Origin of the sequence: Curtobacterium sp. WHRI 8282 (assembly GCF_040223925.2) — a bacterium.
Classification (GTDB): Bacteria; Actinomycetota; Actinomycetes; order Actinomycetales; family Microbacteriaceae; genus Curtobacterium; species Curtobacterium flaccumfaciens.
The window spans coordinates 362,141-374,508 of sequence record NZ_JBEHCD020000002.1; the positions used below are offsets into that span (position 1 = coordinate 362,141).

The 12,368-nt window shown below is 70.2% G+C and carries 10 protein-coding genes; 8 read left to right on the forward strand and 2 right to left on the reverse strand.

Going from position 1 to position 12,368, the window contains the following annotated elements; translation table 11 throughout:
* Positions 1–82: 82 nt before the first annotated feature.
* On the reverse strand, positions 83–1,111 hold the full coding sequence (gene fbaA, locus ABRP24_RS08045; protein ID WP_110860683.1) for a class II fructose-bisphosphate aldolase: 1,029 nt from the start codon (positions 1,109–1,111) through the stop codon (positions 83–85).
* Positions 1,112–1,270: 159 nt separating this feature from the next.
* On the opposite strand from fbaA, the gene glpX reads away from it, so the two are divergent.
* Complete coding sequence (gene glpX, locus ABRP24_RS08050) at positions 1,271–2,260, forward strand: class II fructose-bisphosphatase (protein ID WP_017886722.1); 990 nt, start codon at positions 1,271–1,273, stop codon at positions 2,258–2,260.
* 185 nt (positions 2,261–2,445) lie between these two features.
* Here the strand turns inward: glpX and ABRP24_RS08055 are convergent, their stop codons facing one another.
* Positions 2,446–3,708 (reverse strand): DNA recombination protein RmuC, encoded by a 1,263-nt coding sequence (locus ABRP24_RS08055; RefSeq protein ID WP_111056968.1) that lies wholly within the window; start codon positions 3,706–3,708, stop codon positions 2,446–2,448.
* 190 nt (positions 3,709–3,898) lie between these two features.
* On the opposite strand from ABRP24_RS08055, the gene iolC reads away from it, so the two are divergent.
* From iolC to ABRP24_RS08090, 7 genes are read left to right on the forward strand one after another with little or no spacing between them, the layout of a single operon-like run.
* Positions 3,899–4,939, forward strand: coding sequence for a 5-dehydro-2-deoxygluconokinase (gene iolC, locus ABRP24_RS08060; RefSeq protein ID WP_027464520.1), 1,041 nt, complete (start codon positions 3,899–3,901; stop codon positions 4,937–4,939).
* Positions 4,932–5,921 (forward strand): class I fructose-bisphosphate aldolase, encoded by a 990-nt coding sequence (locus tag ABRP24_RS08065; protein ID WP_301629576.1) that lies wholly within the window; start codon positions 4,932–4,934, stop codon positions 5,919–5,921. Before iolC ends, ABRP24_RS08065 begins: the two co-directional genes overlap by 8 nt.
* Complete coding sequence (locus tag ABRP24_RS08070; protein ID WP_301629577.1) at positions 5,918–7,429, forward strand: CoA-acylating methylmalonate-semialdehyde dehydrogenase; 1,512 nt, start codon at positions 5,918–5,920, stop codon at positions 7,427–7,429. The genes ABRP24_RS08065 and ABRP24_RS08070 overlap by 4 nt, the downstream gene beginning before the upstream one ends.
* 8 nt (positions 7,430–7,437) lie before the next feature.
* Positions 7,438–8,361, forward strand: coding sequence for a 5-deoxy-glucuronate isomerase (gene iolB, locus ABRP24_RS08075; RefSeq protein WP_176708304.1), 924 nt, complete (start codon positions 7,438–7,440; stop codon positions 8,359–8,361).
* 17 nt (positions 8,362–8,378) lie between these two features.
* The gene (gene iolD, locus ABRP24_RS08080; protein WP_035807757.1) at positions 8,379–10,268 is read left to right on the forward strand and encodes a 3D-(3,5/4)-trihydroxycyclohexane-1,2-dione acylhydrolase (decyclizing); all 1,890 of its coding nucleotides are present in this window, start codon (positions 8,379–8,381) and stop codon (positions 10,266–10,268) included.
* Positions 10,269–10,301: 33 nt separating this feature from the next.
* Positions 10,302–11,255: a sugar phosphate isomerase/epimerase gene (locus tag ABRP24_RS08085; protein WP_301629579.1), complete on the forward strand. Its 954-nt coding sequence runs from the start codon at positions 10,302–10,304 to the stop codon at positions 11,253–11,255.
* Between the two features lie 44 nt (positions 11,256–11,299).
* Entirely contained in the window at positions 11,300–12,367 is a 1,068-nt protein-coding gene (locus ABRP24_RS08090) for a Gfo/Idh/MocA family protein (RefSeq protein ID WP_301629581.1), read from the forward strand.
* Position 12,368: the final 1 nt, after the last annotated feature.

Sequence of the window (12,368 nt, forward strand, 5' to 3'; positions counted from 1 at the left end):
AGGCGACCCGACGCAGAACGGGGCGCGTCCATCGGACGCACCCCGTTCCTCCAGGCCGGTGGACCCGACCGGACGGACCTGCTCAGCCCTTGGCGTGACCGGCCGAGCCGAGGACCTTCGCGGCCTCGACGACGCGGGCCGCCATGGCGGTCTCGGCGACCTTGCCCCAGGCGCGGGGGTCGTACTGCTTCTTGTTGCCGACCTCGCCGTCGATCTTCAGGACGCCCTCGTAGTTGCGGAACATCGAGTCCGCGATCGAGCGGGTGAACGCGTACTGCGTGTCCGTGTCGATGTTCATCTTGATGACGCCGTTGCGGACAGCCTCGTGGATCTCGTCGTCGGTCGAACCGGAGCCACCGTGGAACACGAGGTCGAGGGGGTTCTCGCCCGTGCCGTGCTTCGAGGCGACCGACGCCTGGATCTCGCCGAGGAGCTCGGGGCGGAGCTTGACGTTGCCCGGCTTGTAGACGCCGTGCACGTTGCCGAAGGTGAGCGCCGCGATCCAGCGGCCCTTGTCGCCCAGCCCGAGTGCGTCGACGACCTTCTCGACGTCGTTCGGGGTGGTGTAGAGCGCGTCGTTCGTGCCCTCGTGCTGGACGCCGTCCTCTTCGCCGCCGACGACGCCGATCTCGACCTCGAGGATCGCGTTGATGTTCCGCGTCTTCTCGATCATGGTCTTCGCGATCTCGATGTTCTCGTCGAGCGGCACGGCCGAACCGTCCCACATGTGCGACTGGAAGATCGGGTTGCGACCCTGCCGGACCTCTTCCTCGCTCGCCGCGATCAGCGGCAGGACGAAGCCGTCGAGGGCGTCCTTCGGGCAGTGGTCGGTGTGCAGCGCGACCGTGATGTCGTAGTTCTTGGCGACCTCGTGGGCGAACTTCGCCATCGCGAGGGCACCAGCTGCGCGGTTCTTGATGGTGTGGCCGGCGAAGTAGTCGGCACCGCCCGTCGTGACCTGGAGGATGCCGTCGGAACCGGCCTCCTGCAGGCCCTGGAGGACCGCGTTGATGGTCTGCGAGGAGGAGACGTTGACCGCGGGGTACGCGAACTTGCCCGCCTTCGCGCGTTCGATCATCTCGGCGTACTGTTCCGGCGTTGCGATGGGCACGTGGATCTCCTTCGACTTCGGTGATGTCCCCGCCGATCGTAGTCAGAAGCTCTGGAGGCGCGGTCCGGGTTACGCGGTCGGCTCACGTCCGGCGTGCACATGCGTGCACGGGCCCGGTGTCCGGACCGCGGGTCGGCCGCCGGTCGGTAGGCTCGGGTCGTGACTCCCACTACGGAAACCGGCTCCCTGTTCCTCCAGCCCGACCGCAACCTCGCGCTCGAGCTCGTGCGTGCGACGGAGGCCGCCGCGATCCGTGCGCAGCCGTGGGTCGGGCGTGGTGAGAAGAACCTCGCCGACGGCGCCGCGGTCGACGCGATGCGCAAGTTCCTCGGCACGGTGAACTTCGACGGCGTCGTCGTCATCGGTGAGGGCGAGAAGGACAACGCCCCGATGCTCTACAACGGCGAGCACGTCGGCAACGGTCACGGTCCGGCCTGCGACATCGCGGTCGACCCGATCGACGGCACCTCGCTCACCGCCGCCGGCCGCCAGAACGCCATCTCCGTGATGGCCGTCTCGGACCGCGGCTCGATGTACGACCCCTCTGCCGTCTTCTACATGGACAAGATCGCCGCCGGCCCCGAGGGTCGCGGTGTCCTGGACCTCGAGAAGCCGATCGGCGACAACATCCGCGCGCTGGCGAAGGCCAAGGGCAAGGACCTCGAGGACATGGTCGTCGCCGTGCTCGACCGTCCGCGCCACGACGAGCTGATCCGCGCCATCCGCGCGACCGGTGCGGGCACGCGACTGCTGCTCGACGGTGACGTCGCCGGTGGGATCGCCGCCGCCCTGCCCGGCTCGACGATCGACATGTGCGTCGGTGTCGGCGGCACCCCCGAGGGCATCATCACGGCGTGCGCGATCAAGGCGCTCGGCGGCGTGATCCTCGGCAAGCTCCAGCCGAAGGACGACGAGGAGCGCGAGCGCGCCATCGCCGCCGGCCACGACCTGGACAAGGTCCTCGACCAGGACGACCTGGTCACGGGGGACAACACGTTCTTCGTCGCCACCGGCGTCACCGACGGCGTCCTGGTCGACGGCGTGCGTCGTTCGCGCGGCGTCATCCACACCGACTCGCTCGTCCTCCGCTCACGCTCGAACACGATCCGCCGCATCCAGGCCGACCACCGTGCGGAGAAGTGGTTCTGATCCGCACGCGGTCCTGATCGGCGCGGATCCCGCGCTGAACCACTGCAACCCGTCCGAACCACGCGATCCCGTGGTTCGGACGGGTTTCCGTTGTGCGGTGCGGTGCGGTGCGGTGCGGTGCGGTGCGGTGCGGTGCGGCGCGGCGCTGCGCGGTGCGGTGCGGTGCCGCGCCGTGCGGTGCGCCGTCAGTCCTCGTCGACGGCGCCGACGAGTTCCGGTGCCGTGAGCAGCCGCGGCTCGTCCTCGATCGACGACGGGTCCGCGATGACCTTCGACTCGTCGAGCAGCGACAGCCGACGGGCGCTCGGCAGCACCTGGCGTTCGAGGGACCCGACGAAGCGGTTGTAGTCGACGACCGAGCCCCGGATCGAGCGGCCGAGCTTGTCGACGTGCCCGGCCATCGTGGACAGCCGGCCGTAGAGCTCGCGGGAGACCTTGAAGAGCTCGTGCGCCTCTTGCGACACGACGTCCTGCTGCCACGAGAACGCCACGGTCTTGAGCACCGACCACAGGGTCACGGGTGAGGCGAGGGCGATGCGCTTGCGGAAGGCGTGGTCGAGCAGCCCGGGGTCGGCGGCGAGGGCGCTCGAGATGAGCGACTCGGACGGGATGAAGGCGACGGTGAGCTCGGGTGAGGCGTCGTACCCGGTCCAGTACTCCCGTGCGGCGAGGGCGTCGACGTGCGCGCGGAGCGCCTTGACGTGCTGGGCGATGAGCTGGTCGCGCCGTGCTGCCTCGGCGCCGGTGGCGGTCGCGGGGATCTCGGCGGCCTGCAGGTAGGCGCTGAACGGCACCTTGGCGTCGACGGCGATGGTCTTGCCGCCGGGCAGGTGCACGACCATGTCCGGCCGGGCGGAGCCGACCGCGGTGGTGACGGAGGACTGCACGTCGAAGTCGACCCGTTCGAGCAGCCCGGCGGCCTCGACCACGTTGCGCAGCTGCGTCTCGCCCCAGACGCCGCGCGTGCTGTTCGACGAAAGGGCGCTGGCCAGGGTGTCGGCGGTGGCGCGGAGGCGCTCTTCCGACTCGGCGGCCGACCGGAGCTGCGCCGACAGCGCGCCGTACTGCTCGCTCCGCGACTGCTCGAGCTCGGCGATCTTCGTGCGCATCACGTCGAGCGTCTGCGCCACGGGACTGAGCGCGGAGAGCACCTTCGACTCGTTCTGGTTGCGGGCCGCGTCGACGCCGTGCATGCGCTGCACCAGGTGCTCGAGTTCGGCGGAGCGTCGTTCGAGCGAGTCGACCTGGCGGCGGTACTGCGTGTCCTGGGCGTCGAGGCGTTCCTCGGCGTCGCGCCGCACCGCCTCGAGCTGGCCGCGCAGGGCCTCGGCCGTCGCGCGGGCCGACGCGGCGTCGACGCCCGCGCGCGAGCGGGCGAGCGACCAGGCGACGACCGCACCGACGGCGATGCCGATCACGAGACCGATGACCAGGGCGAGGATCTGCATGTCGCGACCCTGGCAGAACCCACCGACACCGCGCCTCCCGGCACTCCGAGGTGACCCGCCGGACCAGCGTGACGGACGCTACGCGACCCGCGTGACGGACCCCGCAATCCATGTCATGACATTAGGGCAAACAGGGTGTACAGTCGTGATCGTCCGCCGATGAAGCCGCACGGAAGGTCCACCGCGTCGCATGACGAACCAAGCTCCCCACGCCTACGACGTGATCACGATGGGACGCGTCAGCGTCGACATCTACCCGCAGCAGACCGGCCCGCTCGAGGACGTCTCGACCTTCTCGAAGTCCGTCGGCGGCAGCGCCACGAACGTCGCCATCGCCGCTGCTCGCCACGGCGCGGACGCCGCGGTCATCACCCGGACGGGCAACGACCCCTTCGGCCGGTACATCGCCCGCACGCTGCCCGAGTACGGCGTCGCGAACGCCTTCGTCGAGACGGTGGAGGGGCTGAACACCCCCGTCGCCTTCTGCGAGATCTTCCCGCCGGACGACTTCCCGCTCTACTTCTACCGGGCCCCGAAGGCGCCGGACCTGATGATCACGGCGAAGTCCCTGCCGCTGCACGAGATCGAGCGCGCGAAGATCTTCTGGACCACGGTGACCGGCCTCAGCGAGGAGCCGAGCCGACAGGCGCACCACGTGGCGTACGAAGCCCGGTCCGCCGCGCAGAACAGCACGAAGACCCACACCGTCTTGGACCTGGACTACCGGTCGATGTTCTGGTCGAGCCCCGAGGCCGCGACGCGCGAGGTCGCCATCGCCCTCGAGCACGCCACCGTCGCCGTCGGCAACCGCGAGGAGTGCGAGGTCGCGGTGGGGGAGACCGATCCGGTCCGCGCCGCCGACGCCCTGCTCGACCGCGGTGTCGAGATCGCGATCGTCAAGCAGGGGCCGAAGGGCGTGCTGGCGAAGACCCGCGACGAGTTCGTCGAGTTCCGTCCGCACCACATCGACGTCGTGAACGGGCTCGGCTCGGGCGACGGCTTCGGCGGCGCGCTGACCCACGGACTGCTGCAGGGCTGGAGCCTCGAGCGGATCCTGGCGTTCTGCAACGCAGCCGGCGCGATCGTCGCGACGCGGTTCGAGTGCTCGACGGCGATGCCGACGAGCGACGAGATCGAGCAGTTCCTGACCGACAACCCGGCCGAGGGCACGAACCACACGGGTGAGACGTACACGGGTGAGACGAACACCGAGGAGAAGACCCATGCCTGAGCTCAGCCCCGCTGACTTCCAGCGCCTCCGCGACATCCGTGCCGGCCAGCCCGACCTGGTGCGTGCCACGCTCGACGCCCGCCACAAGCGCTCCCTGCTCGCCGACGACGGCAAGCTCTTCATCGTCGCCGCCGACCACCCCGCACGCGGTGCGCTGGCCGTGCGCGACGACAAGTCCGCGATGGCGGACCGCTACGACCTGCTCGAGCGGCTCGTCACGGCCCTCGGCCGTCCGGGGGTCGACGGGGTGCTCGGCACCCCCGACATCCTCGAGGACCTCGCGCTGCTCGGCGCCCTCGACGGCAAGGTCGTCGTCGGGTCGATGAACCGCGGTGGACTCCGTGGCGCGACCTTCGAGATGGACGACCGGTACACGGCGTACTCGGCGCGGGCGATCAAGGACTCCGGGCTCGACTTCGCCAAGCTGCTGGTGCGCATCGCCCTGGAAGACGCGGGCACCGCGCCGACGCTCGAGGCCACGGCCCGTGCCGTCAGCGAGGCCGCGGCGCTCCAGCTGCCGATCATGCTCGAGCCGTTCATGTCCGAGTGGCGGGACGGCCGGGTCGTCAACGACCTGTCGGCCGACGCCGTGATCACCTCGATGGCGATCGCCGCGGGACTCGGCGAATCCAGCGCCTACAGCTGGCTCAAGATCCCCGTCGTCGACGACATGGAGCGCGTGATGGCCGCGACGACGCTGCCGACGCTGCTGCTCGGCGGCGACCCGGCGTCGCGCCCGCTGGAGACGTACGCCAAGTGGGCTGACGCCCTGGCCCTGCCCGGCGTCCGCGGCCTGGTCGTCGGACGCACCCTGCTCTACCCCTCGGACGGCGACGTCGCCGCCGCCGTGGACGTCGCCGCCGGTCTCGTCCACAGCCAGGAGGCCCGGGGCGGGTTCTCCACAGATGCCCACGACCCAGCCGCTCGGCTCGCGGGCGCCACCACCATGGACTCGTCCATCTCGGAAGGAAGCAACGCATGACGCTCACCGACACGACCACCACCACCGTCGGGCACTGGATCGACGGCAAGCGCGTCGAATCCGCGTCGGGCAAGACCGCCCCCGTGTACGACCCGGCGCTCGGCGTCGCGACCAAGCAGGTCGCGCTGGCCGACGAGTCCGAGATCCAGGCGGCCATCGGCAGCGCCAAGGCGGCGTTCCCCGGCTGGAGCAACCTGTCACTGGCCAAGCGCCAGGCGATCCTGTTCTCGTTCCGCGAGATCCTGAACCGCGACAAGGCCGAGCTGGCCGAGATCATCACGAGCGAGCACGGCAAGGTCATCGACGACGCCCTGGGTGAGATCGCCCGTGGGCAAGAGGTCGTGGAGCTCGCCACCAACATCCCGAGCCTGATGAAGGGCGAGTTCTCCGACCAGGTCTCGACCGGCATCGACGTCTACTCGATCCGCCAGCCGCTCGGCGTCGTGGGCATCATCAGCCCCTTCAACTTCCCGGCGATGGTGCCGCTCTGGTTCCTGCCGATCGCGATCGCCGCGGGCAACACCGTCGTGCTGAAGCCGAGCGAGAAGGACCCGTCGGCCGCCATCTGGCTCGCCGAGAAGTTCAAGGAGGCCGGGTTGCCCGACGGCGTCTTCAACGTGCTCAACGGCGACAAGCTGTCCGTCGACGGCCTGCTCACCAGCGACGACGTCGAGTCGATCTCGTTCGTCGGCTCCACGCCCATCGCGCAGTACGTCTACGAGAGCGGCACGAAGCACGGCAAGCGCGTGCAGGCCCTCGGCGGCGCGAAGAACCACATGCTCGTCCTGCCCGACGCCGACCTCGACCTGGTCGCCGACAACGCGATCAACGCCGGCTTCGGTTCGGCCGGTGAACGCTGCATGGCGATCTCGGTCGTCGTCGCCGTCGAGCCGGTGGCGGACGAGCTCATCCAGAAGATCAAGGACCGCGCGGCGACCCTGCGCATCGGCGACGGTCGTCGCGGGTGCGACATGGGGCCGCTCGTCACGAAGCAGCACCGTGACAAGGTCGCCTCGTACATCGAGGTCGCAGAGCAGGACGGTGCGGTGGTTGTGGTGGACGGCCGCACCGTCCGACCCGACGGCGACGAGAACGGCTTCTGGCTCGGTCCGACGCTGATCGACCAGGTGCCCACCACCAGCCGCGTCTACACCGAGGAGATCTTCGGTCCGGTGCTGAGCGTCGTGCGGGTCGCCACCTACGAAGAGGGCCTCGAGCTCATCAACTCCGGCGCGTACGGCAACGGCACCGCCATCTTCACGAACGACGGTGGCGCCGCCCGACGGTTCCAGCGCGACGTGCAGGTCGGCATGATCGGCATCAACGTCCCGATCCCGGTGCCCGTCGCCTACTACTCGTTCGGCGGCTGGAAGAACTCGCTGTTCGGCGACCACAAGGCGTACGGCGCCGACGGCGTGAGCTTCTTCACCCGTCAGAAGGCGATCACGAGCCGGTGGCTCGACCCGTCGCACGGCGGCATCAACCTCGGCTTCCCGTCGAACAACTGACCCGCAGCATGGCGAACGAACAGCACCAGCACGACCAGTGGTTCATCCCGGCGGGCTCCCGGCCCGAGGCGGGCTGGACTGACGTGGTCGACGGTCGCATCGAGGGGTGGGCGCACACCGGGCTCCGGACCGGCGCGCTGACCGACGGGGGCGAGCTGCGCCTCCCGGCCGACGCCGTGGAGCGCATCGTCGTGCCGCTCGCCGGGTCGTTCCACGTGACCCACTCGGGCGCTGCCGGTGACGGCGAGCAGACCCTGCAGGGGCGGGAGAGCGTCTTCGACGGCCCCACCGACGTCCTGTACCTGGGCTCGGGCTCCGCGGCCACCATCACCGGCAGCGGCCGGTTCGCCGTCGCCGAGGCGCCCACCGACACCGTCAAGCCGACCACCTACGTGGCCCGGCCGGACGTGCCGGTGGAGCTCCGCGGTGCCGGACAGTCGAGCCGTCAGGTGCACAACTTCGGCACCCCGGCGGCGCTCGACGCCGTCAAGTTCATCGTGTGCGAAGTGATCACGCCGGCCGGCAACTGGTCGTCGTACCCGCCCCACAAGCACGACACGAACGTGCCCGGGTCGGAGTCGAACCTCGAGGAGATCTACTACTACGAGGCTGCGGTGTCCCGTGGGCTCGAGTCGATCGCGACCGAGGCCGCCGACCCGTTCGCCCTGCACCGCACGTACGCCTCGGACGACCGCGCCATCGACGAGTTCCGGCAGGTCCGGACCGGCGACGTCGCCCTGGTGCCGTACGGCTGGCACGGTCCGGCGGTCGCCGCTCCGGGCTACGACATGTACTACCTGAACGTGATGGCCGGGCCCGACCCGGAGCGCGTCTGGAACATCACCGACGACCCCGCCCACGGGTGGGTCCGGCAGGCGTGGGCATCGGAATCGATCGACCCACGACTGCCCTACGAAAGGAAGCAGGCGTGACCACCACCACGCGGAAGATGACGGTCGGCCAGGCACTCGTCGAGTTCCTGGCCAACCAGTGGACCGTCGACGGCGACGTCCGCGAACGCACCATCCCGGGGATCTTCGGCATCTTCGGGCACGGCAACGTCGCCGGGGTCGGTCAGGCCATCAAGCAGCTCCACGTCGAGCAGCCCGGTCTGCTGCCGTACCACCAGGCCCGCAACGAGCAGGCGATGGTGCACGAGGCCGTCGGCTTCGCCCGCATGCACCGCCGCCGCGCGACCTACGCGTCGACGGCGTCGGTCGGCCCGGGCGCCGCCAACATGCTGACCGCCGCGGCACTCGCCACCACGAACCGGCTGCCGGCACTGCTGCTGCCGTCGGACACCTTCGCCACGCGCACCACGGACCCGGTGCTCCAGCAGATCGAGCTGCCGCACGACACGTCGTTGCAGGTCACCGACGCCTTCCGTCCGCTGTCGCGCTACTTCGACCGTGTGGAGCGTCCGGAGCAGCTGTTCTCGATCGCCCTCGCCGCGATGCGGGTGCTGACCGACCCGGCCGAGACGGGTGCGGTGACGATCGCGCTGCCCGAGGACGTCCAGGCCGAGGAGTTCGACGTTCCCGTCGCGTTCCTGCAGCCGCGCGAGTGGCACATCCGCCGCCCGCTGCCCGAGCGCGGCCCGCTCGAGCGTGCCGTGGCCGCGATCCGTGCCGGCCGGCGTCCGGTCATCGTGGCCGGTGGCGGGGTGCTGTACTCCGACGCCGCCGACGAGCTCCGCGCCTTCGTCGAGGCCACCGGGATCCCGGTCGGCACGTCGCAGGCCGGCGGCGGATCCCTGGTCTGGGACCACCCGCAGTACCTCGGCGGGATCGGCGCGACGGGCACCGCGGCCGCCAACGCGATCGCCGCCCAGGCCGACGTCGTCATCGGGATCGGCACCCGCTACAGCGACTTCACCACGGCGTCGCGCACGGCGTTCCAGAACCCGGACGTCACGTTCGTCAACGTCAACGTGGCCGCGTTCGACGCCTACAAGCACGGTTCGCAGCTGCCGCTGATCGCGGACGCCCGGGAGGCGCTGGTCGCCCTGACGGAGTCGCTCACGTCGGACACGGCGTACGTCGTCGACCCCGGCTACGCCTCCGAGATCGCCTCGCTGAAGGCGGCGTGGGACGCCGCCGTCGACGGCGCCTTCGCCCCGTCCGGTGCAGACCTGCCCGGTCAGCCCGAGATCATCGGGGCCGTGCAGTCGGTCTCCGACCCGCGCGACGTCGTGATCCAGGCGGCGGGCTCGCTGCCCGGCGACCTGCACAAGCTCTGGCGGGTGCGGGACGAGCTCGGGTACCACGTCGAGTACGCGTTCTCGTGCATGGGCTACGAGATCGCCGGTGGCATCGGTGTCCGCCGCGGGGCTCCGGACCGCGACGCGATCGTGATGGTCGGTGACGGCAGCTACCTCATGCTGCACACCGAGCTCGTCACCGCCGTGGCCGAGGGCATCAAGATCATCGTCGTGCTCATCCAGAACCACGGGTACGCGTCGATCGGGCACCTGTCCGAGACCGTCGGCTCCGAGCGCTTCGGCACGAAGTACCGCTACCTCGACGAGACCGAGTCGTTCGAGAACGGCGAGCCCCTGCCCGTCGACCTCGCCGCCAACGCCCGCTCGTACGGCGTCGACGTCATCGAGGTGCAGCCCGGTCCGGACAGCATCGAGGACCTGAAGGCCGCGCTGCGTCAGGCGAAGGCGAACGACCACACCACCCTGGTGCACATCAACTCCGACCCGCTGGTCTACGCCCCCGAGGGCGACGGCTGGTGGGACGTGCCGGTCGCGCAGACCTCCACCCTCCCCAGCACCCAGGCCGCCCGCGCCGAGTACGAGCAGCAGGTCGCCACGCAGCGTCCGCTGCTCGGCTGAACCGTTCACGAGACAGAAAGCGACAGCGACGTCATGACCGACACCGCCACCCCCATCGGCAGCCCCGCCACCGACGCGGCGCCCGCCTCGATCCGCATCGGCACCGCCCCGGACTCGTGGGGCGTCTGGTTCCCGGACGACCCGAAGCAGGTGCCGTGGCAGCGCTTCCTCGACGAGGCGTCCGCCGCCGGGTACGAGTGGATCGAGCTCGGGCCGTACGGGTACCTGCCGACCGACCCGTCGCAGCTGTCCGACGAGCTCGATTCCCGCGGGCTCAAGCTGTCGGCGGGCACGGTCTTCACCGGGTTCCACAAGGGCGAGGACCAGTTCCAGCGTGCGTGGGACCAGGCCGTCGCGGTCGCCGGTCTGGCAGCGAAGCTCGGCGCCGAGCACCTGGTGACGATCCCGGACCTGTGGCGCTCGGACGCCACCGAAGAGGTGCTCGAGTCGCGCACGCTCACCGACGAGCAGTGGGAGCGTCTCGGCAAGGGCCACGACCAGCTCGGCAAGGCGCTGCTCGAGGAGTACGGCGTCCACCAGCAGTTCCACACCCACGCGGACAGCCACGTCGGCACCTACAAGGAGACCGTGCGGTTCCTCGAGGTCACGAACCCCGAGTACACCAACCTCTGCCTCGACACCGGCCACTTCGCCTACTACGGCGGCGACAACCTCAAGCTCATCGCCGCCCACCCGGAGCGCATCGGCTACCTGCACCTCAAGCAGGTCGACACCGACCTGCTGTTCGACGTGCTCAAGAACGACGTGCCGTTCGCGACCGCCGTGTCGCAGGGCATCATGACCGAGCCGCCGCACGGCACCCCGGAACTCGCCCCGATCATCGAGGCCGTCGCCGCGATCAACCCGGACGTCTTCGGCATCGTCGAGCAGGACATGTACGGCTGCTCCGTCGACGCCCCCGGCCCGATCGCCGAGCGCACCTTCCAGCACATCTTCGGCTCGACCTCGGCCGCCCGCGCCTCCTGACGCGCCGTCCACGCAGCGTCAACAACCACCAGGAGAACACCACCATGACCACCACGCAGAACCTCCGCGTCGCCGTCGTCGGCGCCGGCATGATGGGCGCCGACCACGTCCGCCGCATCACCGCCAAGATCTCGAACGCCGACGTCGTCGCCGTCGTCGAGCCCGACCAGGCCCGTGCCGCCGCGGCGGCGGCCCTGGCGCCCGGCGCGATCACCGCCGCGTCCTTCGACGAGGCGCTCGAGCGAACCGAGATCGACGCCGTCATCATCGCGACGCCGGGCTTCCTGCACGAGCCGATCCTGGTGACGGCGCTCGAGCGCGGGCTCACCGTCCTGTGCGAGAAGCCGCTGACGACCAGCGCCGAGGACTCGCTGCGCATCGTCGAGCTCGAGCAGCAGCACGCCGCCCGACCGGTCATCCAGGTCGGCTTCATGCGCCGCTTCGACGCCGGGTACCAGGAGCTCAAGGCGCTGCGCGAGTCGGGGGCGAACGGCGCCCTGCTCGCCCTGCACCACGCGCACCGCAACCCGACGACGCCGCCCAACTTCAGCGAGTCGATGCTCATCCACGACTCGGTGATCCACGAGATCGACATCATCCCGTTCCTGACCGGCGAAGCCATCACGAGCGTCGAGGTGAAGAAGCCGCGCAAGAACTCCCTCGCGCCGGCCGACCTGCCTGAGCCGCAGTTCGTCCTGTTCACCACCGAGTCCGGCACGATGGCGATCGTCGAGATCAACGTCAACGCCCAGTTCGGCTACCAGGTCACCACCGACGCCGTGTTCGAGTCCGGCGTCGCCTACATCGGCCGCGACACGTCGCTCTCGCTCGTCGCAGCCGGAGCGACCTCGCAGGGCATCACGCCGTCCTTCAAGGAGCGCTTCGGTGCCGCCTACGACGAAGAGGTGCAGCGCTGGGTCGACGCTGCCCGGACCGGCGGCATCGACGGGCCGAGTGCCTGGGACGGCTACACCGCCTCCGTCGTCGCCGAGGTCGCGGTCCGGGCCCAGCAGTCCGGCGCGCACGAAGTGGTCGAGTACGCGGTCACGAAGCCGGCGTTCTACGACGAGACGATCGACGCGACCGCACCGTCCGCGCTCGCCGGGGCCTGAT